The sequence below is a fragment of the Lactococcus nasutitermitis genome (assembly GCF_018403765.1).
Lineage (GTDB): Bacteria > Bacillota > Bacilli > Lactobacillales > Streptococcaceae > Lactococcus > Lactococcus nasutitermitis.
This window is the reverse complement of record NZ_BOVQ01000003.1, coordinates 175,613-198,976: the sequence shown is the minus strand read 5'-3', so window position 1 is coordinate 198,976 and position 23,364 is coordinate 175,613. Positions and strand designations below refer to the sequence as shown.

Annotated in this window: 24 protein-coding genes and 2 tRNA genes; 23 read left to right on the top strand and 3 right to left on the bottom strand. The window is 38.0% G+C overall.

Features of this window, described 5'->3' with window-relative positions; all coding sequences use genetic code 11:
• Positions 1-41: 41 nt before the first annotated feature.
• Together KJS36_RS03660 and KJS36_RS03655 are read left to right on the top strand one after the other, a co-directional pair.
• Positions 42-902 carry a methionyl aminopeptidase gene (locus KJS36_RS03660; RefSeq protein ID WP_213534436.1) on the top strand — a complete coding sequence of 287 codons (861 nt, stop codon included), beginning with the start codon at positions 42-44 and terminating at the stop codon, positions 900-902.
• Between the two features lie 34 nt (positions 903-936).
• Positions 937-1,836, top strand: a complete 900-nt coding sequence (locus tag KJS36_RS03655; protein WP_213534434.1) for a YihY/virulence factor BrkB family protein — start codon at positions 937-939, stop codon at positions 1,834-1,836.
• Between the two features lie 12 nt (positions 1,837-1,848).
• Here KJS36_RS03655 and KJS36_RS03650 read toward each other — a convergent pair whose 3' ends face one another.
• Positions 1,849-2,307 (bottom strand): GtrA family protein, encoded by a 459-nt coding sequence (locus KJS36_RS03650; RefSeq protein WP_213534432.1) that lies wholly within the window; start codon positions 2,305-2,307, stop codon positions 1,849-1,851.
• Positions 2,308-2,471: 164 nt separating this feature from the next.
• Between KJS36_RS03650 and KJS36_RS03645 the strand changes: the two genes are divergently transcribed.
• The 6 genes from KJS36_RS03645 (at position 2,472) to gnd (ending at position 7,357) form a co-directional block, all read left to right on the top strand.
• A complete protein-coding gene (locus KJS36_RS03645) occupies positions 2,472-2,645 on the top strand; it encodes a DUF3272 family protein (RefSeq protein ID WP_213534430.1) in 174 nt (57 codons plus the stop codon).
• A gap of 103 nt (positions 2,646-2,748) precedes the next feature.
• Positions 2,749-3,681 (top strand): HPr(Ser) kinase/phosphatase, encoded by a 933-nt coding sequence (gene hprK, locus KJS36_RS03640; RefSeq protein ID WP_213534428.1) that lies wholly within the window; start codon positions 2,749-2,751, stop codon positions 3,679-3,681.
• Positions 3,682-3,841: 160 nt separating this feature from the next.
• Positions 3,842-4,630 (top strand): prolipoprotein diacylglyceryl transferase, encoded by a 789-nt coding sequence (lgt, locus tag KJS36_RS03635; protein ID WP_213534426.1) that lies wholly within the window; start codon positions 3,842-3,844, stop codon positions 4,628-4,630.
• Positions 4,631-4,763: 133 nt separating this feature from the next.
• Positions 4,764-5,201, top strand: coding sequence for a DUF948 domain-containing protein (locus KJS36_RS03630; RefSeq protein WP_213534423.1), 438 nt, complete (start codon positions 4,764-4,766; stop codon positions 5,199-5,201).
• Complete coding sequence (locus KJS36_RS03625) at positions 5,194-5,745, top strand: YtxH domain-containing protein (RefSeq protein ID WP_213534421.1); 552 nt, start codon at positions 5,194-5,196, stop codon at positions 5,743-5,745. Before KJS36_RS03630 ends, KJS36_RS03625 begins: the two co-directional genes overlap by 8 nt.
• A 187-nt stretch (positions 5,746-5,932) precedes the next feature.
• On the top strand, positions 5,933-7,357 hold the full coding sequence (gene gnd / locus KJS36_RS03620) for an NADP-dependent phosphogluconate dehydrogenase (RefSeq protein ID WP_213534419.1): 1,425 nt from the start codon (positions 5,933-5,935) through the stop codon (positions 7,355-7,357).
• Between the two features lie 376 nt (positions 7,358-7,733).
• Here gnd and KJS36_RS10790 read toward each other — a convergent pair whose 3' ends face one another.
• A complete protein-coding gene (locus tag KJS36_RS10790; protein ID WP_244842609.1) occupies positions 7,734-8,447 on the bottom strand; it encodes a helix-turn-helix domain-containing protein in 714 nt (237 codons plus the stop codon).
• Positions 8,448-8,826: 379 nt separating this feature from the next.
• On the opposite strand from KJS36_RS10790, the gene KJS36_RS03605 reads away from it, so the two are divergent.
• Positions 8,827-9,414, top strand: coding sequence for a helix-turn-helix domain-containing protein (locus tag KJS36_RS03605; RefSeq protein ID WP_213534417.1), 588 nt, complete (start codon positions 8,827-8,829; stop codon positions 9,412-9,414).
• A 192-nt stretch (positions 9,415-9,606) separates the two neighbouring features.
• Positions 9,607-11,628 carry a KUP/HAK/KT family potassium transporter gene (locus KJS36_RS03600; RefSeq protein WP_213534719.1) on the top strand — a complete coding sequence of 674 codons (2,022 nt, stop codon included), beginning with the start codon at positions 9,607-9,609 and terminating at the stop codon, positions 11,626-11,628.
• Between the two features lie 42 nt (positions 11,629-11,670).
• Here the strand turns inward: KJS36_RS03600 and KJS36_RS03595 are convergent, their stop codons facing one another.
• Complete coding sequence (locus KJS36_RS03595; protein WP_213534415.1) at positions 11,671-11,841, bottom strand: DUF3042 family protein; 171 nt, start codon at positions 11,839-11,841, stop codon at positions 11,671-11,673.
• Between the two features lie 97 nt (positions 11,842-11,938).
• Between KJS36_RS03595 and miaA the strand changes: the two genes are divergently transcribed.
• The 13 genes from miaA to greA all read left to right on the top strand — a co-directional run bounded on the left by miaA (position 11,939) and on the right by greA (position 23,216).
• Positions 11,939-12,838, top strand: coding sequence for a tRNA (adenosine(37)-N6)-dimethylallyltransferase MiaA (gene miaA, locus KJS36_RS03590; protein ID WP_213534413.1), 900 nt, complete (start codon positions 11,939-11,941; stop codon positions 12,836-12,838).
• A 159-nt stretch (positions 12,839-12,997) separates the two neighbouring features.
• Positions 12,998-13,669, top strand: coding sequence for a hypothetical protein (locus KJS36_RS03585; RefSeq protein WP_213534412.1), 672 nt, complete (start codon positions 12,998-13,000; stop codon positions 13,667-13,669).
• A 317-nt stretch (positions 13,670-13,986) separates the two neighbouring features.
• Positions 13,987-14,262: a hypothetical protein gene (locus tag KJS36_RS03580; RefSeq protein WP_213534409.1), complete on the top strand. Its 276-nt coding sequence runs from the start codon at positions 13,987-13,989 to the stop codon at positions 14,260-14,262.
• Positions 14,263-14,287: 25 nt separating this feature from the next.
• Positions 14,288-15,184: an SPFH domain-containing protein gene (locus tag KJS36_RS03575; protein ID WP_213534407.1), complete on the top strand. Its 897-nt coding sequence runs from the start codon at positions 14,288-14,290 to the stop codon at positions 15,182-15,184.
• Between the two features lie 81 nt (positions 15,185-15,265).
• A tRNA-Arg gene (locus KJS36_RS03570) sits at positions 15,266-15,337 on the top strand.
• 90 nt (positions 15,338-15,427) lie between these two features.
• Positions 15,428-15,499: transfer RNA gene (locus tag KJS36_RS03565), tRNA-Gly, on the top strand.
• A 112-nt stretch (positions 15,500-15,611) separates the two neighbouring features.
• Entirely contained in the window at positions 15,612-16,535 is a 924-nt protein-coding gene (gene rnz, locus KJS36_RS03560; protein ID WP_213534405.1) for a ribonuclease Z, read from the top strand.
• Positions 16,528-17,211 (top strand): SDR family NAD(P)-dependent oxidoreductase, encoded by a 684-nt coding sequence (locus KJS36_RS03555; RefSeq protein WP_213534403.1) that lies wholly within the window; start codon positions 16,528-16,530, stop codon positions 17,209-17,211. The genes rnz and KJS36_RS03555 overlap by 8 nt, the downstream gene beginning before the upstream one ends.
• A 65-nt stretch (positions 17,212-17,276) precedes the next feature.
• A complete protein-coding gene (gene recJ / locus KJS36_RS03550) occupies positions 17,277-19,505 on the top strand; it encodes a single-stranded-DNA-specific exonuclease RecJ (RefSeq protein ID WP_213534401.1) in 2,229 nt (742 codons plus the stop codon).
• A gap of 41 nt (positions 19,506-19,546) precedes the next feature.
• On the top strand, positions 19,547-20,059 hold the full coding sequence (locus KJS36_RS03545; RefSeq protein ID WP_213534399.1) for an adenine phosphoribosyltransferase: 513 nt from the start codon (positions 19,547-19,549) through the stop codon (positions 20,057-20,059).
• 235 nt (positions 20,060-20,294) lie between these two features.
• Complete coding sequence (gene rpoE / locus KJS36_RS03540; protein WP_213534397.1) at positions 20,295-20,858, top strand: DNA-directed RNA polymerase subunit delta; 564 nt, start codon at positions 20,295-20,297, stop codon at positions 20,856-20,858.
• 220 nt (positions 20,859-21,078) lie between these two features.
• Positions 21,079-22,695, top strand: a complete 1,617-nt coding sequence (gene mltG, locus KJS36_RS03535) for an endolytic transglycosylase MltG (protein WP_213534395.1) — start codon at positions 21,079-21,081, stop codon at positions 22,693-22,695.
• Positions 22,696-22,742: 47 nt separating this feature from the next.
• Positions 22,743-23,216 (top strand): transcription elongation factor GreA, encoded by a 474-nt coding sequence (greA, locus tag KJS36_RS03530; RefSeq protein WP_213534393.1) that lies wholly within the window; start codon positions 22,743-22,745, stop codon positions 23,214-23,216.
• The last annotated feature ends 148 nt before the right edge of the window (positions 23,217-23,364 follow it).

Below are 23,364 nucleotides of genomic sequence, written 5' to 3'. Positions count from 1 at the left end.
AAATAAGAGAGTAAATATTTTTAGATGAAAGAAGTAGTAAAATGATAACTTTAAAATCTCAGCGTGAAGTGGAGCAGATGGATAGAGCAGGTAATGTGCTTGCTGATATCCATATTCACCTACGTGATATGATAAAACCAGGATTGGATATGTGGGCAATCGAGGAATATGTCCGTAAAGTCTGTAAAGAAAAAAATGTTCTCCCTTTACAAATCGGTGTTGATGGAGAAATGACAGATTTTCCTTATGCGACGTGTTGCTCACTCAATGACGAAGTCGCTCATGCTTTTCCACGTCATTATATCTTAAAAGACGGCGACCTTATCAAGGTAGATATGGTGCTGGGTTTGGTTGAAGATGGCTCACTTGATGTTTCAAAACTTGATTTTGATAATGTTCCAGAAATGAAAAAACATATGGAAGCATTTTCTGGTGGTATTGCGGACTCTTGCTGGGCTTATGCAGTTGGTACGCCTTCTGATGAAGTAAAAAATCTCATGGATGTCACACGTGAATGTCTTTATCTTGGCATTGAACAAGCAAAAGTTGGCAATCGTTTAGGTGATATTGGCGCAGCTATCCAAGAATATGCTGAAAGTCGTGGTTATGGTGTTGTACGGGATTTAGTTGGACATGGCGTTGGACCTACAATGCACGAAGAACCTCTTGTTCCTCACTATGGACGTGCTGGACGTGGATTGCGTTTACGTGAAGGCATGGTTTTGACGATTGAACCAATGATTTCGACAGGCACTTGGGAAGTAAAAACAGATTATGATGGTGACGGCTGGACAATTCGTACACGAGATGGCGGACTTTCATGTCAATATGAACATCAATTCGTGATTACTAAAGATGGGCCAGTGATTTTGACTTCACAAGGCGAAGAACGCACTTACTAAAAAGAAAAAAACTTCTTACAAATAAAGAGGCAGCATGAAAAAACTTTTAAAAATCCTTGGAGATTTATTCAGTACATTTCTTTCATTTTTCAAAAGTTCAGAGATGAGTTTGTCGTCCATTGCGGTGGCATACTATCTTTTGCTGTCTCTTTTTCCTGTACTTTTGATTGTTGGTAATGCTTTGCCATTTTTTCATATCAATGTCACGACGATTTTGCATTTTTTGAATGAAAATTTCCCTGAACAGCTTTATGATGGACTTGCGCCAGTTATCCGCAATATATTGTCTAATCCAAATACAAGTTTGCTGTGGATTTCGATTATTGCTGGTTTATGGACATTTTCACGTGCTTTATCTTCCTTGCAAATGGCGATGAATAAGGCTTATGAAGTCAATAAACATCGTGATTTTATCGTGAGTCGAGTGATTGGATTGATTTCTGGCTTGGCGATTTTTCTCTTTCTTTATTTTTCGATTGCCTTATCAACTTTTGGACAGGTTATTTTGGAACATGTGCATAGGATTTTTGATTTTAATGACGGGCTTTATCGAACTCTACATAGCATGACTTTGCCAGCGGTTGGTTTGGCAACTTTTCTGAGTTTGATGTTGTTGTATTTTATTTTGCCAAATGTGCGTATTCGTAAATTGCGTTATACTATGCCAGGAACTATTTTTTCAACTTTTGTATTGGTTTTCTTGACAAATCTGGTTGCGAAATATGTAAATTTTGCCTTAAATCAGCTCCATGACTTGAAATTAATCGGTTCATTGGTCATTTTTGCACTGATGATTTGGTTTATCTTCATTGCGCGCGTGCTAATTATCGGAGCAATTTTAAATGCAACTTATCAGCGAATACGTGTCGGACAATTTGAAACACGTCGTGGCGAATTGGTCGAATTTATCAAAGATATACGCAAACAAGATTAAAAAAACTCTAGCTTATTGAGCTGGAGTTTTACTTTTTCGGAAAACGATGAATTTAGAATAAAAATAATTGAGGATGATATTTACTACTTGCAGAAAAAGTGAGAAAATATTCATTGCTACCTTGAAATTTGTATGAAGTAAATGTGTGAGAATTTCGGGATGAACGGTGCCAAACCACCATTTCAGGAGGATAGCGAGTGCCATAAAGACGAGACGACCAGCCGAAAAGTTGAGAAAATCAAGAAAAGCATGATTACTTTCATGTTCAAATACCCATTTTTTATTGGTGTAAAAAGCAAAGATGATACTTATAAGTTGAGCAACAGCCTCAGAAACAGGAGCAGAATAAGCATTTCCGGTCATGAGAAGCATGATTATATTTAAAAAAACGTAATAAACAAGTGTGGTTAAAACACCAAAAATGAGATATTTGAAAGCTTCAGACTTGGCAAGCTCAGTGATTTTTTTCATGATTTTATTATATCACATTTGCAAAAGTGACGATATTTCGTTTTAGCGTAAATTTTTTATAAATGAGATGAGAAAATGATGAAAAATTCTCAGAAATTTTGACAGAATTGTCAGTAAACGTAAAAATTCTATCTGTCTGCACAGAAAACTGTTATAATGTAAGTATGCCAAAACAACAATTTTTTACTTTTCTTTTATGGACAGTAGCAGAAGCTTGGGCTTTTTCATTCTCAGTTATCAGAGCTTCATGGTTTTTTGCTATGATTTTCGGAGTGCTTCTGGTACGCCGTTTGGTAATTTCTTACACGATTGACAAAATTACCAAGTATATTAGTTGATATATTTTTTGACAGAACTATCAAAAAGACTAGACGCTTAGCGATTTTCTGTCAAAAAAATTTTGCATTATCAGAATAAAAATTTTTTAAATGAGGTGAACTTATGAAAGTTACAGTTCAAGATTTAATTGATAAGATACAATTTAATGTGATTTATTCAACGCCAACAGCGTTAAAAAAGGAAGTCACAACATCTGAAATCATGCGTCCCGGTCTTGAAATGGCAGGCTATTTTAACTATTTCACACCAGAACGGATTCAACTTTTCGGCATGAAAGAATGGTCTTACATGATGGACAATGTCGAAAATAATCGCTATGATTTGCTCAAAAAAGTTATGACAGACGTTACGCCACTTGTGATTGTGGCGCGAAGTCTGGAAATTCCCAGTGAAATGATTGCCGCGGCTAAGAAGCAAGATATCGTGATTTTACAGTCACGCGAAGCAACGAGCCGACTGAATTCTATTTTGACAACATTTTTGGACGAAAAACTTGCCGAGCGCATTTCTGTACACGGCGTTTTGATGGATATTTTTGGTGTTGGTGTCCTTTTACAGGGAATGAGCGGTATCGGTAAATCTGAAACAGGTCTTGAACTCATTAAACGCGGACATCGACTGGTTGCAGACGACCGCGTAGAGATTTTTCAACGCGACGCTTTTACACTTTCTGGCGAACCTGCCGAGATTTTGCGCAATATGATTGAGATTCGTGGTGTTGGAATTATTGATGTCATGAACCTCTTTGGCGCAGGAGCTGTCCGTGATTTCACGGACATTGACATGGCGATTTATCTGGAAAATTATGACAACGACAAAGAATATGACAGACTTGGAAACGGAAGTGACGAGATTATCTTGGACAATGTTAGCCTGCCCCAATTCCGCATTCCAGTAAAAACAGGGCGAAATGTCTCTGTTATCATCGAAGCAGCTGTCATGAATTTTCGTGCCAAACAAATGGGCTACGATGCCACAAAAACATTTGAAGACCGCCTGACAAATCTTATCGAAAAAAACAGCGAAGACGAATAAAATTTTTGACAGAACTGTCAAAACGCAAAAAACAGAAAAATAATTTTTGACAGGAGACAAACTCACATCTACGATATGGGTGCCTCCTGTCCGAGAAGGTTGGCATTAAAACGCCTAGCCCCTTCGGCAGAACTGTCAAAAACTCAGAAAAACAAAAAATATGACTATACAACTTCCATTTCTTGCCCTCAGCAAAATTGCTCTAAAACTCGGTCCACTAGAAATTCACTGGTATGCCATTCTCATTGTGACAGGTGCAGCCCTCGCCGTCTGGCTTGCTTGTAAAGAAGCTCCTCGACGAAAAATGACAGTCGATGATGTCATTGACTTCATACTGATTGCTTTTCCCGTCGGCATCGTCGGCGCGCGAACTTATTACGTCGCTTTTGAGTGGAGCTATTACAGCCAGCATCCAAGTCAGATTATTGCCATGTGGGATGGTGGAGGAGCGATTTACGGCTCATTGATAGCAGGTGCAATCGTCCTTTTCATTTTTTGCCATTATCGAATGATAAATCCTCTTGACCTATTAGATATCACTATTCCAGGAGTAGCGCTCGCTCAGGCTTTCGGGCGCTGGGGCAATTTTGTCAATCAAGAAGCCTACGGAAAAGCAGTCAGCAACCTCGATTGGCTTCCACATTTTATACAGCAGCAGATGTTCATTGACGGCGCTTACCGCTTGCCAACATTCCTCTTTGAAAGTACAGGCGATTTTCTCTGCTTCCTGCTCATCATTCTTTTACGTCATCGCTTGACCTTCTTAAAACGTGGCGAAATATTTGCCTTCTACCTCATTTGGTACGGCACCTTGCGTTTCTTTGTCGAAGGAATGCGCACAGACAGCCTCATGTTAGGCCCTGCTCGTGTCTCACAGTGGTTTTCAGCCCTTCTAGTATTAACAGGAATTTTATTTATCATCATCCGCCGAGTAAAAAAATATAATTAAACAAAAAAATCATTATGCAAATAATGATTTTTTCTTTTAAAACAAGTAATACTATGAAAATTCTCAAAAATTTGCTATAATAAAAACAAATCTAATCGCTTTCAAAGGCGAAAAAGATAAAAAGGAGGTTCATGTGGGAAACATTGCATTACTAATCATCGCCATAGCCTTTGCAGTTCTAGTTATTTTCCTAGTAGTCGTACTGTACAAGGTTTCAAAAATCATAGGCGAAGCCAACCAAACAGTAAAAGTCGTCTCAAGTGATGTGGACGTTTTATTACATCAAGCAGACGGCATTCTAGCGAAAGCAAACACACTACTTGATGATGTCAATGGAAAAGTCGCAACGATTGACCCGCTCTTTACAGCGGTTGCCGACCTTTCAGAAAGCATTTCAGATGTTAATACCTCAACACGAAAACTCGTTGCACGTCTTAATCGTCCAAAACGTGGAAATGCAGCAACATCAGCAGTTTTAGCAGCAAAAACAGCAAAAAAATTCTTTGTTAGAAAAGACAAAGAAAAATCAGACAAAAAGAAAGTAAAAACTCAGGAGGAAAATAATGGATAAAAAATCAGGATTTCTATTTGGCGCTCTTGTAGGAGCAGCAGCAGCACTATTTTTAGCACCCAAAAAAGGAAGCGAACTCCGCGAAGATGCTGGACGTGCTTATGATGATTTCAAAGAAAATCCTCAAGATACACTCAATGATTGGCGCGATACAGCCGTTGACTTTTCAGTAAATAAATTCAACGACATCAAAGAAAAATTTGATTCAGGTGAAATTTCTGCCGACAAAGCCAAAGAATATCTCACATCAAAACGCGATGAAATCAAGCAAAAAGTAGATTCAGGCGAACTCTCAAAAGACAGCGTGATTGATTTTTTCAATAGCACACGTGATGCAATAGTTGATAAAATCAACACTGTAAAATCAGACCCAGAAGAACTTTTCGATGAAGATGAAAGTGAAATTTCCGACGAAATCACCGAAAAAGTAAGTGACATACAAGATGAAATCAAAGAAAAAACAGAAGATTTCAACTTTGACGAACTTTCAAAAGAAGCAGATAAACTTGCAGACAAAGCCAAAGAATTATCTGGCGAAGAATAAACAATAAATAGGATTTCAAAAGAAATCCTATTTATTTACCAAAATTTCATCAAGTATGAGGAAAACTGAAAAATATTTTCATGCTTTCTTTAAGTATTTGCAAGAAATTTGCGGTATAATATTTCTATAAACAAATATTAAGAAAGGTCTATGATTTTTTTAATGAAAATCATAGAAGGAAAAACCAATGACAAAACAAGCAAACTTTGGTGTTGTCGGCATGGCAGTTATGGGGAAAAATCTTGCCCTTAACGTTGAAAGTCGTGGCTATACAGTAGCTCTCTACAACCGTACGACATCAAAAACAGAAGAAGTCATCGCTGAACATCCAGATAAAAACTTAGTATTGACAAAAACTCTTGAAGAATTTGTCGCAACCATCGAAAAACCTCGCCGTATCATGCTTATGGTACAAGCTGGAAAAGGAACAGATGCTGTTATCCAACAACTTCTCCCATTGCTTGATAAAGGCGATATCCTCATTGATGGCGGAAATACACACTTCCCAGATACAATGCGCCGTAATGCAGAACTTGCAGATTCAGGTATCAACTTCATTGGTACAGGAGTTTCAGGTGGGGAAAAAGGTGCTCTCCTCGGTCCATCAATGATGCCTGGCGGACAAAAAGAAGCTTACGACCTCGTTGCTCCAATTTTTGAACAAATCGCAGCCAAAGCGCCACAAGATGGCGCACCATGTGTTGCTTACATGGGACCAAACGGTGCTGGACATTTTGTAAAAATGGTTCACAACGGTATCGAATATGGCGATATGCAACTTATCGCTGAAAGTTACGACCTCCTAAAACGCGTTCTCGGACTTGACAATGCTGAAATTCAAAGCATTTTTGAAGAATGGAACGAAGGCGAACTTGACAGCTACCTTATCGAAATCACAAAAGAAGTCTTGAAACGTAAAGATGATGAAGGCACAGACGGCTATATCGTTGATAAAATCCTTGATAAAGCCGGAAATAAAGGCACAGGAAAATGGACATCACAATCTGCACTTGACCTCGGTGTTCCACTCCCATTGATTACTGAGTCAGTTTTTGCACGTTATATCTCAACTTATAAAGATGAACGTGTCAAAGCCAGCAAAGTTCTCGCAGGCCCAACAGTAGCTTTTGATGGCGACAAAAAAGAAATCATCGAAAAAATCCGTCAAGCTCTTTACTTCTCAAAAATCATGAGTTACGCACAAGGCTTCGCACAACTTCGCAAAGCATCTACTGAAAACGACTGGAACTTACCATTTGCAACTATAGCAAGCATCTGGCGTGCAGGATGTATCATCCGCGCACAATTCCTCCAAAAAATCACAGATGCTTACACAACTAACCCAGAACTTGAAAATCTTCTCCTTGACGACTACTTTGTAGAAATCACGAAAAAATATCAAGAATCAGTCCGTGAAGTTGTTGCCCTCTCAGTAAAAGAAGGAATTCCAGCTCCAACATTCAGCTCAGCCATCGCTTACTATGATAGCTACCGCTCAGAAAGCCTTCCAGCAAACTTGATTCAAGCACAACGTGACTACTTCGGCGCACACACATACGAACGTACTGATAAATCAGGCAGCTTCCATTACGACTGGTACACAGAAGACTAAAAGTATAGCGCCTCGCCGAACCAAGTTCGGTCTCCGTCCTAACGGACTATGCTGTCGATTTCGCTAAGTTGCTAAAGCAACAAGCTCAAGTCGCACTTCGGCGCACACACATACGAACGCACCGATAAATCAGGCAGCTTCCATTACGACTGGTACACAGAAGACTGATCTTAATTTTTAAAATAAAAAACTTTGATTTAAGAGTCAAAGTTTTTTATTTCCGAGGCATTGGCTTGATTGCTTATCTTATGTCAACGATTATCAACATTTTTATCAATGACTTGAAGAGATGAGCAAGCAGACAAAAATAGTAGAACTTGAGTAAAAGAATAGAAAAAAACTCTGATAATTATCAGAGTTTTTTCTATTAAATAAATTATTTTTCCCAAGAACGTTTCGCAGGATGATAGATTCCTACGATATCTTCGTGAATGAAATCATTCATTGTCATATGACTTTCTTCTAAGTAATGATTAAACTCAGAATTTTCTTGTCCAACATAGAGTAATTTACCATCAAGTGTGGTGGTTTTCACGAAAAAGTTTTTACCGATACTAAAGCCAGCAATAGCATTCAGATTGACTTGACTTGTTTCATATTTCATGAACATCAGATCTTCTTCGTTTGCATCAAAAAAGGAAGCACCGATAGGCTCTATAACACTATCGAAAGACTCAGGAATTAGATTGCTAGGTACATCGAATTTTTTATCTAAGCGTTCTTGTTGCCAGATAAAATCTCCACGGTAAAGATAGCTTGTGACGGTAACTGTCGTGTAGCTTGTTTCTGCCGCAGTTTGAGATTCTAATTGTTTTTGAATAAAATCAAGAACCTCTGTTTTACGTTTAGGACTTAACTTATTAAAAAGTGTCTGAATTTGTTTATGGTCGCGGTTATCACTCTTTTCTAATAAATATTCATTAGAAACGTTAAAATAATCGGCTAATTCAGAAAGTCGTCTTGCACTTGGCTGCTTTCCGAGGCGATAATTTGCCAGCGCATTTCGCGGATAATTGAGCTCTCGCTCCACTTGATTAAAGGATTTCTTGGATTCTACCACAAGCGTTTTTAATCGGTCATAAAATGTCATAATTTCTCCTATCGAAATACATATAAGAATTATTGACAAAATGTATTCTATATAATACAATAAAGAGGTGCATTGAAATACGTTGTGTCACAACTCAAATAAAGAATTTGTATATTAAAATATAATCGGGATAATTATATTGTAACATACAAACACTTTAAATGTTAAATACAATATTATTAAAACGTTATTTCTGATATTTTTTAAACATATATTATTAAAATGTTTGAATAATGTAAAGTATTTGTGGATATTTCATGCTGGTACTAACAAGATTTGGCTTTAAAGAAATCATTATTATGATTTTTCTGTGCTGTTTTTCAAGCAGTACAGGTAAGGAATTCAACGAACTATAATATTTTAGAATGGAAGTGTTTAAATGGCAGCAGAAATTAAAAAAGATGAGCGACTTGCAACATTGCGAAGTATTAGAAGCAAAATGAAAGAAAAACGTGTAACAACAGCGGAACTTGCAAAAAAATTGCAAATGGATAGTGTCAATCTTTCAGACTTCCTCTTTTCTCGTAAAGTTCCAGATACTCGCTTGATAGAAGATATTTGGCAGGCGCTTGAACATATCGAAGATGAAGAAGTTGAACTAGAAGTAGCAGTGGAAGTAGAGACACAAACTAAAACAGAAGTTGATAAAATAGCAAAACTCACGGAAATAATCGTTAATAACGATAAGGAAAGAGAAGATGAGCTTAGCTTTGATGAAGAAAAATTGACGGAATATCTTCGTGCAAATTTTGAAAGTTCTCAACCTCCTGTAAACCTGGGTAAGAAAATTCGTGGGATTAGGGAAAGAGCTTATCTTTCTCAAGAAGAACTTGCTAAAAATTTGCAACCACCAATTTCAAGTGACATTGTATCCTATTGGGAAAATAATATGTTTATTCCAACTCTTGATTATTGTGTACAGCTCAGTGATTTGGGAGTTGTAACTTTGGATTGGTTACTAAAATAGATAAATGTACTTATTTATATATGAAATGAAAAAGCAATTACAAAGTTGCTTTTTTTATTTTGAAAACGATTTATAAAGTTTCTTTTTATTTTTTCTGTTATAATGATTTTATCTTGACGATGGCGATAAAAACAATGATTTTAATTGCTATTAATTACTTATTCATGCTTAATGAAAGTTGAGGGATTTGAAATGGGACAAGCGGCACATCAGCGGTCGTTTAATAAGGCTACAAAGGCTGGTTTTATTATTGCCTTGGGGATTGTCTATGGAGATATTGGGACAAGTCCACTTTATACGATGCAGTCTATTGTTGAGGGGCAAGGTGGCTTGCAACATATTTCGGAAGATTTTATTTTAGGTGCTGTTTCATTGATTTTTTGGACATTAACGATGATTACAACGGTAAAATATGTTGCGATTGCTTTGAATGCGGACAATCATCATGAAGGTGGGATATTTTCTTTGTTTACGCTGGTTCGGCGAATGGCGAAATGGTTGATTATCCCTGCAATGATTGGTGGTGCAACACTTTTGTCTGATGGTGCTTTAACTCCTGCGGTCACTGTGACTTCTGCGATTGAGGGACTTCGTGGTGTACCAAGTCTTGCTGGTATTTATTCTAATCAAGATGCTGTAGTAGTAACAACCTTGATAATTCTGGCTATTTTGTTTTTAATTCAGCGTTTTGGGACAGGATTTGTTGGAAAAATCTTTGGACCTGTGATGTTTCTCTGGTTTGCTTTCCTTGGTGTGAGTGGATTATTGAATGCTTTTTCTAATCTTTCTATTTTTAGAGCAATCAATCCTTATTATGCAATTCATTTATTGCTAAGCCCTGAAAATAAGGCGGGAATTTTTGTACTAGGTTCGGTTTTCCTTGCGACAACTGGTGCTGAGGCTTTGTATTCTGACCTTGGACACGTGGGAAAAGGAAATATTCATGTGAGCTGGCCTTTTGTTAAAGTTTGCATTGTCTTGTCTTATTGTGGGCAAGGTGCTTGGTTGATTGCGCATCGTGGTGGCGATTTGGGAGATTTAAATCCTTTCTTTGCGATATTGCCAACTCCTGTGATGGTTTATGCGGTTATTTTAGCGACTTTGGCGGCGATTATCGCTTCACAATCTTTGATTTCTGGTTCGTTTACTTTGGTTTCTGAGGCTATTCGTTTGAAACTGTTGCCTATGCTGAGGATTTATTATCCTGGTCAGACTTTGGGACAACTTTATATTCCAGCGGTTAATCTGGCTTTGTGGGCGACAACGAGTTGTATTGTTTTGTATTTCCGAACTTCGGCACATATGGAAGCGGCTTATGGTTTGGCGATTACGGTGACAATGCTGATGACTACAATTTTGCTGTCTTATTATTTGATACAGCGAGGTGTGAAACCTATTTTTGCTCGTTTTATCATGACTTTCTTTGTGCTTATTGAGGGAATGTTCTTTGTGGCTTCTGCTGTGAAGTTTATTCATGGTGGTTATGTTGTGGTGATAATTGCTTTGGCGATTATATTTGTGATGTTTATTTGGCATCATAGTCATACTATTCTTGCAAAATATATCAAGGCTTTAAACCTTAATGATTATAAAGGACAGTTGAAGAAATTGCGTGATGATACGAGTTATGATTTGTATCAGACGAATTTGGTGTATTTGACAAGTCGGATGGATCATGAATTTATTGATAGGTCGATTTTGTATTCGATTTTGGATAAGCAGCCAAAGAGAGCGCAGGTTTATTGGTTTGTAAATGTGAAAGTTACAGATGAACCTTATACTTCTGAATATAAAGTGGATATGATGGGGACGGATTATATTGTTCGTGTTGTGATTTATCTTGGATTTAGGATGAGGCAGGAGGTGCCACGTTATTTGCGGACGATTGTGACGGATTTGATGAGTTCAGGGCGTTTGCCTAAGCAACACCAGCCTTATAGTATCACTCCGGGACGAAAGGTAGGAGATTTTCGTTTTGTTGTTCTGGAGGAAAAAATGGTCAATGCACGTCAAATGAATAGTTTTGACCGATTTGTGCTACGGACAAAAGCAAGTATTAAGAGATTTACTGCTTCACCAATACGTTGGTTTGGTCTGCAATTTTCAGAAGTGACGACGGAAAGAGTACCTTTGGTGATGTCGGATGTGCGCAATCTTTCTATTCATGAGCGACGTTTGCAGATTGTTGAAAACGAAGAGGAAGAAGAAAGATAAACTTTGATTTTCTATAAATAAAAAGAGCCGATTGGCTCTTTTTTAGTGAGTGATGCGTTTTCTTGCCGCTTTTTTGCGGTTGAGGTCAATGAACTCTTCTTTACGCTCGATGGGTTCAATGATTGCTTTTTGAATGTAGAGTGCTGTGGAAGCCAATGCAGTAAGTGTGGTAAGAGTGCCAACGATGGCACCAACAAGAAATGGTTTTCTCATATGAAGCTCCTTTTTTTAGCTGTCTATAACAGTCTATTTTTTGTTAAAACTCTTTATGATATAATTATAATACAATTTTAGAGAAAATGAGAAAATAATGGTAAAAAATAAAGTTTTAGTTGTTGTTGGACCGACGGCTGTGGGAAAAACGGCGCTGGGAATTGAGCTGGCACGGGAATTTTCTGGGGAAATTATTTCTGGAGATTCACAGCAAGTTTATCGTGGCTTGAATATTGGGACGGCAAAGGCGACTGAGGAGGAACGCGCGCTTGCGGTGCATCATTTGATTGATGTGCGTGAATTGACGGAAAAATTTTCAGTGTTTGATTTTGTGAAAGAGGCAAATTTTTTAATAAGAGAAATATTGGAGGTTGGGAAAGTTCCGATTATTGTTGGTGGAACGGGGCTTTATATTCAGGCTTTGATAGAGGGTTATCATCTTGGTGGGCAAGAAAATCACGAGGCAATGATGAAGTTGCGTGCGGAATTATCACTTTTGTCTGATGAGGAATTGTTTGAGAGGGTTCAAAGTGCTGGATTGACGGTTGTGGAGATGAATAGACGACGCGCGATGCGGGCTTTGGAAATTGAACATTTTGGAAGTGATGAGGAAAATAAAGATTCTGAGTTTGAATTTTGTTTGATTGGTTTGAGTATGGCGCGCGCGGATTTGTATGCGCGAATTGATAAGCGCGTGGAAATGATGATGACGGCTGGTTTGTTAGATGAGGCACGTGGGCTTTATGAGAATTTTCCTGAAGTGCAGGCTACAAAAGGAATTGGATATAAGGAACTTTTTCCGTATTTTTCTGGGGAGATTTTGCTGGATGAAGCGGTCGAGCTAGTCAAACGAAATTCTCGGCGCTATGCGAAACGGCAGCTGACTTGGTTTAAAAATCGGATGGCTGTTGATTTCTTTGATGTGCAGGAGGAAAATTTTCGGGAGAAGATTTTTGAGTTGGTGAGGGATTTTTTAGGGGAAACAGGGAGAGAATAAATTCTCTAGCCCCTATGGCAGTTTTGTTCAAAAAAATCTGAGCATTAACAAGGCAGATTTTTGTGGCAAAGCATGATATAATAAAGGGATAAAGTAAGTGGAGTTTATCAGAACTTACTAAGAAATCTATGAAAAAAATATTAGAGGTAAGAATAAAAAATGGCAAATGAAAATTGGTTGGATTTGGCTTTGAAATATGGTGGATTTATGGAGCAAGATAAGATTTTTCTAAATAATCGCTTAGAAAACTTAGAAAATGATGTCGAAAAACGACTTCTTGTTACTCCGCCAGCAAGTGTACTCAACGCTTATTTTGCGGAGCTTTATCAAAAACGTTCAGCAAAAGATGCGACGGATTATTATTTTGAGTTGTCAAAGGCTTTAAATTTGTTTCAGGAGCAGCCAAATTTTCATCTTGAGGGAAAAATTGGAACAGAGAATTTTCGGTTTATTCGTTTGAATTTGTCTGGGAAATCTTTTGGTTTTTGCTATCGAAATGCGCAAGAGGAAGCGATTATTTTCAGTGAGTTTCCATTGAAAATCACGATGGAACTGTTGGCGGAGATTTCGCAGATTTTCCCAGATTATGCGTTGTGGATAGAAGATGAACAAATTCTCATGAAACCTGCGCAGTTTTCAGATGATTTTGAGAGAATTGAGAGTTTGTCTGCGCTGACAGACCGTTTTGAAAATGATAAATTTATTAGATTGTCGGGTTACAATGCGCAAGATTTATTAGAGAATGCTGAGAAAATTAGATATTTTGGAAATTTACTTTTGCAATATGATAAACAATATGGGCTGAGCCTTTATATTTCTAAGGCATTTTGATAATGAGGGAAAAAATTTTTTGACAGAATTGCCGTAGGGGCTAGAGAATTTATTCTCAGCCTTCTCGGACAGGGTGAACTTATAACGGAGTTGTAAGTTTGTACCCTATCAAAAAAATTTTTAGAAAAATAAGAACGCTAACAAATAAAAAAATCCCAAGCTTGGGACAAAAGTAAAAACTGTCAAAAAATGGGTGTATAATCAGTTTAAGGAAAGGGAGATGATGAATGAAAATGGCTAGAAAGCTTACAAAAATGTAAGGTTTCTAGGTGAAAAATAATGTTATGATAAAGTTGTCAAAAAAGTAAAGGAGAAAAATGGCAAAATCATATATTTGTATAGGCTCTGAAAATCTTGGATTGGCTGGCTCAGCATTGGCAAATAAAGCACTTTATAGCAAAAAAGAAAAAATCTGGCTGGCAGATTTGACAAAACTTTATCCAGATATTCATTTTGAAAAATTGTTTTTGGCTGATTTATTAAAAGTAAATGAAGCCGAGCATATTTTTGTTTATCCGCAGTTAAAAGCTTTCATACCGGAAATTCGTTCAGCCTTTCCTGAAGCGGATTTGCGCTACATTGATAGTTTATAATTTTAAAAAAAGAAAGAGGTAAATTATGGTAATTTTTTCACTTGTAATCCTTGCGATTATTCTTATTGTACTCATCGCTAGCTTTAGTACGCTAACTTTTGTTGTCAAGCAGCAGACGGTCGGAATTGTTGAGCGTTTTGGTAAATACCAATCGACAGCAAATCCTGGTTTTCACTTGAAATTGCCTTGGGGGATTGACCGCATCGCAGCACGTATTCAACTCCGGATGATTCAAAGTGATATTGCTGTTGAGATGAAGACGAGTGATAATGTCTTTGTTAACATGAATGTGTCAACACAATATCGGGTCAATGAGCAAAATATTAAAGATGCTTACTACAAACTGATGAACCCTTCAGAACAAATCAAATCTTATATTGAAGATGCGCTGCGCTCTGCTGTTCCAAAATTGACTTTGGACGAATTGTTTGCAAAAAATGATGAAGTGGCGCTCGAAGTGCAAAATCAAGTGGCGGACGAAATGGGCTCTTACGGCTACATCATTGTCAAAACTCTGATTACAAAAATCGAACCAAACGCAGAAGTTAAACAATCTATGAACGAAATCAATGCCGCTCAACGGAAACAAGATGCGGCGCAAATGATTGCCAATGCCAATAAAATTCAAGTGGTTACAGCTGCCGAAGCGGAAGCTGAAAAGGACCGTTTGCATGGTGTCGGTATTGCTGAAGAACGTAAAGCTATCGTTGATGGACTTGCCCAACAAATCATTGAGATGAAAAATACTGGAGTCAGTCTTGGCGAAGAAGAAATCATGTCAATTTTGATGGCAAATCAATATCTTGATACGCTCAATCAATTTGCTGCAGGGGGAAATTCAAGTATCTTCTTGCCAGCGGGTGCTGAGGGAATTGAAGACATTCGGACACAGATTTTGGCAGCGATGAAGGCCGCAAAATAGTCACAGAATTCACAAAGCAAAGAAGGGTTCGTCCTTTCTTGCTTTTTTTGTGATTTTCAGGTAAAATAAAGAACGGTAAAAGAGTTCGTAGTGTAATGGATATCACGTGAGATTCCGGTTCTTACGATGGGAGTTCGATTCTCCCCGAACTCATAAAATGTTCTGTTTTGACTTGAAAATTGCTTTATTATAAATTTGCCAAATCTGGCAAAAAGTGCTAAAATTCTATTCAACTTATCATGTGCGAACGTAGTTCAGGGGTAGAACATCACCTTCCCAAGGTGAGGGTCGCGGGTTCGAATCCCGTCGTTCGCTTTCTTTGATTGGGTGTTTTGGAAATTTTTGTGATTTTCAGGCACAACGGAACAAAAAGATATGAGATGTTGTGATGATTATCACAATTTTTTTATCAATTTTTGGAGAAAATATGGATATTCAATTTCTTGGTACAAGTGCGGGACAACCGTCAAAAACGCGGAATACACAGGCGATTGCGCTAAAATTGTTGGACGAGCGTAATGAGATTTGGTTGTTTGATTGTGGCGAAGCAACGCAACATCGAATTTTGGAAACGGCGATTAAACCGCGGAAAATCACGAAGATTTTTATTACACATTTGCATGGGGACCATATTTTTGGATTGCCTGGTTTTTTGTCTAGTCGCAGTTTTCAAGGTTCTGAGGAGCAGACGGATTTGGATTTGTATGGCCCGGTTGGCTTGAAAGACTTTGTGATGACGAGTTTGCGGATTTCTGGTTCACGTTTGGCTTATCGGATTCATTTTCATGAGTTGGACTTTTCAGGGAAGATTTTTGAAGATGAGAGTTTTGAAGTCTATGTTGAACCCTTAAATCACACGATTTTTTGTTTGGGCTATCGTGTGGTTGAAAAAAATCGGGTTGGCGAATTAGATGCTGAACGGCTCAAAGCTGATGGTTTACCTTTTGGACCACTTTTTGGAAAAGTGAAAAAAGGGGAAGTCGTTGAGTTTGAGGGGAAAATATTTGACCCGAAAGATTATATTGGCGCGGACAAAGTCGGTAAAGTGGTGACGATTTTGGGTGATACGAGAAAGACGAACAGTGCTGTTCGTCTAGCTCTGGGTGCGGATTTACTGGTGCATGAGGCAACTTATGAAGCAGCTGAGGAAAAAATGGCGCGCAATCATGGACATTCAACGAGCAGGCAGGCAGCAGAAGTGGCGCGTGATGCGAATGTAAAGCGTTTATTGTTGACACATATCAGCGCACGTTATGTTGGTCCTTTGATTGGGCAGCTTGTCAGGGAAGCGCAAGCGGTACACGCAAATTCATTTGTTGTCCGAGATTTATACGAGGAAAAAATTGACTAGAACGATTGTGATTACTGGAGCGACAGGTGATATTGCACAGGAAATTGTCAAAAAATTGTCTGACGATAGGCTGATTTTGCTCTCAAGAAATTTGACAGAACTGTCAAAAATTTATGGAAACTTGTCAAATGTAAAATTGCTAGAAAATGGCTCTGTCATTGATGAAAATGTCGATATTCTCATTAACAATGCAGGTTTTGGACTTTTGACAGAACTGTCAAAAATGTCTGAGGCACAGATTGATGCACAGTTTCAGGTTAATTTGATGGTACCGATTGAATTGACACGTCAGCTAAAACCGCGTGTTCAGCTGGTAAATATTGTATCCATTGCAGCAAAATTGCCCTCGGCGAAAGCGACAATTTACGCAGCGTCAAAAGCTGGACTGCTGGCATTTTCTGACGCATTGCGCATGGAATTGCCTGAGTTGATTGTGACGACTGTCAATACAGGCCCTGTCCGCACAAAATTTCATGTAGCACAGCCAGATTATCTTGAAAAAGTTGGAAAAACAGTTTTGACAGCCGAAAAAGTTGCTGACAGAATTGTCAAAAATCTTGGCGAGAAAAAACGGGAAATCAATCTACCTTGGCAGCTGGCGCTGGTTGCAAAAATCCGTGCCGTCTTTCCAGCAGCAGTTGATTTTCTTTCTGTCAAATTTTTTAATTTCAAATAAATTTTTGACAAAACTGTCAAAAAATTTTTCTTGTATCAAAGGAAATTTGTGATAAAATATAGATAATGATAAGTTCAAAATACACATGGAAAGTCTCTGAAAACGATATTTCAGCAGATTTTCTAAAAGCAACAAAAAAATATAAATTGGACGAGTTAGTCAGCCAAATCCTCTGGCAACATGGCATTCGCGAGGAAGCCACGTTGGCAGATTTTTTGTCGTCTGATTTGCAAAATTTGCATGACCCATTTTTGCTGCACGATATGAAAAAAGCAGTTGAGCGGATTCTTCTAGCTGTTGAAAATGGCGAGCATATCTTGGTTTATGGCGATTATGATGCCGATGGTATGACATCAAGTTCGGTCATGAAAACCGCGCTTGATGAGCTAGGCGCAGAAGTCCAAGTTTATTTGCCAAACCGCTTCACAGACGGCTACGGTCCAAATCTTGACGTTTATAAATATTTTATTGAAAATGAAGCGATTGACTTGATTATTACTGTTGACAACGGAGTAGCAGGATTTGACGCGATTTCTTTTGCACAAAATGCTGGTGTTGATGTGATTGTGACCGACCACCACAGTATGCCAGCGCAACTTCCGCCAGCCTATGCGGTTGTTCACCCAGAGCATCCAAAAAGTGATTATCCTTTCAAATATCTTGCCGGTGTTGGTGTGGCTTTCAAAGTCGCTTGCGCCCTGCTTGAGTACATTCCAACTGAGATGCTGGATTTGGTTGCGATTGGTACGATTGCTGATATGGTCAGCTTGACTGATGAAAATCGTGTGCTGGTTGCAAATGGTCTGAAAGTTCTTGCCAATACTGAACGTGCAGGACTTGCAAAACTGATGGAAATTGCTGGTGTTGACTTTGAAACAGTCAATGAAGAGACAGTCGGCTTCCAGATTGCGCCTCGTCTCAACGCACTTGGAAGACTGGACGACCCCAATCCTGCCATTGAACTTTTGACGGGCTGGGACGAGGACGAAACTTTCGAGATTGCCAAGATGATTGACGAAAAAAATGTCGAACGCAAGGCGATTGTTGAGCAGATTTATAAAGAAGCAAGTCAGATGCTGACCGATGAACCTGTACAAATTTTGTACAAAGAAGGCTGGCACAAAGGTGTGCTGGGGATTGTTGCAGGTCGTTTGCTTGAACAAATTCACAAACCTGTGATTATGCTCGCCGAGGAAAATGGCATCTTGCGTGGTTCAGCACGTTCGATTGACAATTATAATATTTTCAAGGTACTTGATGCTCACAGAGAGTTGTTTATCGCCGTTGGAGGACATAAGCAAGCGGCTGGAATGACCTTACTTTTGGAAAATATCCCAGCACTCAAGCAAGCAATGACGGATTTTATCACAGAAAATGAACTCGATATGTCAGGAAAGTCCGAGATAGAGCTTGCTGGCAAGGTTCAGCTGGGTAATTTATCATTGGCAACAATTCAAAATCTAGCAAAACTCGCACCTTTTGGGATGGATAATCCAAAACCCAAATTTCTGATTGAAGACTTTACAGTTGTTCAAGCGCGCAGCATGGGAAAAAACAATGAACATCTGAAACTCAAACTTGAGCAAGAAAAAATGCAACTTGACGCTGTTTATTTTGGACATGGTGCGGAAAGTTTGGAGTTTGAACAGGCAGAAACAGCGCTTGTCGGAAGTCTCACGAGCAACACATGGAACGGCAATACAAGTGTACAATTCATGGTCGAAGATGCGCAGGCAATCGGTGTAGAACTTCTTGACGTTCGTAGCCGTCAAATAAATTTGCCAGAAAATCTGAGTCGTTTTGCAAATAATGAAGTAAAAAATGATATAATAGGAGAAGTGCTTGTTTTAGCTGAAGCGCCAACTGATGAAAGAGGTCTGAATGCTCTGACAGAGCTTTTTAAGACACATGAATTTAAGTTGATTTACTTCAAAGATAAAGTTGACAAGGCTTATTATCTCACAGGAGCTGGGACACACGATCAGTTTGCAAGATTGTACAAAGTGATTTATCAATATCCTGAATTTGACATTCGCTATAAGCTCAAAAATTTGGTTGATTTTTTAAAAATTCCCGAAATTTTGCTTGTGAAAATGATTCAGATTTTTGAAGAATTAGGCTTTGTGACAATTACTGACGGCTTGATGAAAGTCAATAAAGAAGCACCTAAGCACGAAATTGCTGAGAGTAGCATTTATCAAGAATTAGAAAAACTTGTGAAAATGCAAGAATTATTTGCCCTCGCACCCGTCAAAGAAATTTATCAAAAATTAAAAGGAGATACTGAAATTTGAGTTTGGGAAAGCCGAGCTTAAAGCTATTTCAGTAAAAGAAAATGGAACTGAAAGATTATATTGCCACTATCGAAGATTATCCACAAAAAGGAATTGTATTTCGTGATATTTCGCCATTGATGGCAGATGGCAATGCTTATAAATATGCAGTCACAGAAATCGCACAATATGCGCAAGATAAACAAATTGATATGATTGTCGGCCCTGAAGCACGTGGATTTATCATTGGTTGCCCAGTAGCTTATCAACTTGGTGTTGGTTTTGCTCCCGTTCGTAAACCTGGCAAATTACCTCGTGAAGTTGTATCTGCTGAATATGAAAAAGAATATGGCACAGATACATTAACAATGCATCTTGATGCGATTAAACCTGGTCAACGTGTGCTGATTGTTGATGATTTGCTTGCCACAGGTGGTACAATGAAAGCAACGATTGAACTTGTTGAAAAACTTGGCGGAGTTGTTGCTGGACTTGCATTTTTGATTGAGCTTGATGAGCTTCAAGGACGTAAAAATCTTGGAAATTATGACTATAAAGTGTTGATGCACTACTAAAATATTTTTGACAGTTCTGTCAAAAATATTTTTCATGAAAAAGTAGCGTTTACAAGCTTTGACAGAACTGTCAAAAATAAAAAAATAGATAAATTAACTTTGACAGCCATTTTTTATGAATAAAATCCTTAAAAATGGTTGACAGCAAAGCAATTTTGATATAAGATATTACAATGAAGAATATTATACAAGATTTAAAAGTATAATAAGAAAAATCGGAAAGAGAGCAAGAAAGTTGAAAATCACAGCCTTAGAAGGACAAAATATTAAAGAACTTTCAATGATTGAAGTCGCTCACGCTATTCTCGAACAAAACGAGAAAGCAATGACTTTTGCAGAGATTTTGAATGCCGTTCAAGATTATCTCGAAAAATCAGATGACGATATCAAAGCAACTATCTCACGTTTTTATACAGAAGTAAATACGGATGGAAGCTTTATTCCTCTTGGAAATGGCCTGTGGGCGCTCCGCTCATGGTATGCGATTGATGAGATTGATGAAGAAGTCATTGCACTTGATGAAATTGAAGATGATGACGAAACAGAAAAACCAGTGAAAAAGCGGAGTAAAGTCAACGCTTTTGGTATCGAAGATGTGATTGACCCAGAGGACGAAAGTGCTTCAGGCGACGATAGCGATGATATCACTTATGACGACGAAAATCCTGATGATGAGAAGGACGAAGTCGAAGCTTACGATGCTGACCTCAAAGAAGTAGAACTTGATAATGTCGATGAAGACGTTGAAATTGACGTTGAAGACGACGATGATAATGATTTGGATACTGACGACGACTAAAAAGAAAAAGTGAGGTCCTAGGCCTCATTTTTGAATATTTCTTATTAATTGCCAAAAACTAAAAGATTGTTTACAATTAAGAGAATAAAAGGAACTGGATTTTTATTGTATTAGACAATGAAATAAAGCATTCAGAGAAATTTGCCCAAATACTACAACGGTGCATACATTTCAAATGAAATTCTCGCATTGGCGAGAGAAAGTCCCAAGGAGAAAAATTTTGGTTGAAAAAGATACCCAGGAATTTTCAAGAGAAAGTTTCAAGGATAAAATCTTGCGCCAGTTGGAAGAAAACTCACAGAAACAAGCAGCAGTAGAAGCCTTGCCAGAAACTGAGCGTGATTATCCAGGAATTTTTTTAAAAAATCTAAATTCACAAGAAGAAGTTTCAAAAGAGACGGAGAAAGCATCGGAATTTCCAAAATCAAAAGAGGAAATGTCTGAAAAAGAGCGCGAGTTTTTAAAAGCTACAAGTGAACCTTTCAAAGCGAGTGAACGTAAACTAAGTTTGAGTGAAAAGTTAGCTGCGCTTGATGTTCAAGAACCAAAAACAAGAACAACAGCGCAAGCAGTAACTCCAACTCGGACAGCAAGAGTGCGCCAACTCGATAAAGTAGAAAATACTGAAAATGAACAAGAAACTCCAACAAAACGTTCGCGTAATCGCACAACAAACGATAAGAAAAAAGCGCCTACAGTTGTGAAGAAAAAGAAAAAAAATACAGCGGGCAAGATTATTGCCGTGATTGTACTTGTTTTGGTACTTGCTGCAGGTGGTACAGGCTGGTATGGCTACAACTTTATCAAAGCTGGTGTTCAACCGCTTAATTCTTCTGATAAGACGATGAAAGCTATCAATATTCCAGCAGGAGCAAGCAGCAAAGAAATTGGTAATCTGCTACAAAAGCAAGGAATTATCAAAAATGGCATGATTTTCCAATACTACACGAAATTTAAAAACTATACAGGTTTCAAGAGTGGGTATTATAATCTCGCACCCAATATGACTTTGTCTTATATCGCAACAGAACTTGAAAAAGGCGGCACGCAAAAACCGGTTGCACCAGTACTTGGCAAGATTACAATTCCCGAGGGATATACATTAGCACAGATGTCCAAAGCAATTACAGTCAATGCAGATGAGAAAAATGGTAAAACACCATTTACTACAGCTGAATTTATGAAAGTTGTGCAAGACCCAACCTTCATTGCCGAGATGAAAAAAGATTACCCCAATCTCTTTGCGAGCTTGCCAGACAAGGCTTCAGGTGTGAAGTATCAACTAGAAGGTTATTTGTTCCCAGCAACTTATGATTATACGAAAAATAGCAATATGGAAAGTATTGTTGAAAGTATGATTGCTGCGATGAATACACAGTTGACACCTTATTATTCTAAAATTTCTAGCGAACAAATGACTGTCAATGAAGTTCTGAGTTTGGCAGCATTGACTGAAAAAGAAGCCAATAATGATGATGATCGTAGAAATGTCGCAGGAACATTTTACAATCGCTTGAATGCTGGAATGAAGCTTGAATCCAACACTTCTATTCTCTATGCTGAAGGAAAATTAGGGGCGCAGACAACCTTGAAACAAGATGCAACGATTGATACGAACTTAAATTCGCCATACAATCTTTACATGAATACAGGTACAGGACCTGGACCTATTGACAATCCAAGTTTGTCCTCTATCAAAGCAGTGATGGATCCTGCTCAAAATGATTATTTATTTTTTGTTGCTGACGTAACGACTGGTAAAGTTTATTTTGCTAAGAATTTAGAAGAGCAAAATGAAAATGTTCAAAAGTATGTCAATGATGAATTAAAAAAATAAAGTAAGAGTAAGTAAATAAACTTGCCGAAATAAAAAGGAAAAATAAAATGGTAGAAAAAACATTTCCGATGACCAAAGAAGGTCTGGAAAAATTACAATCTGAACTTGACAATCTCAAACTTGTGAAACGTCCAGAAGTGATTGAACGCATCAAAGTCGCACGTAGTTATGGTGACCTCTCTGAAAACTCAGAATATGAAGCAGCAAAAGATGAACAAGCATTTATCGAAGGACGCATTGCAACTGTTGAGACAATGATTCGCTACGCTGAAATCGTTGATAATGCAAAAGTTGATAAAGATGAAGTGTCACTTGGAAAAACAGTTTGTTACCAAGAAATTGGTGAGAAAGATACAGAAACTTATCAAATTGTAGGAACAGCCGAAGCTGACCCATTTAATGGAAAAATTTCTAACGAGTCACCAATCGCCCAAGCTTTGATTGGACGAAAAGTTGGTGATACAATAAAAATTCCATTGCCAGTTGGCGAAATGGAAGTTAAAATCGTAAAAGTTGATTAAACCGTATAAAAGCTATTGTTTCCAAGAGACAATAGCTTTTTTGACAGACTTGTCAAAAGCTCTTACAGGGCTTTTTTTGGTAAAATTTCATTTTTTTAGGTATAATAGTCAATAAAGGTCAAAGTTTATTTTGTGACAGAACTGTCAA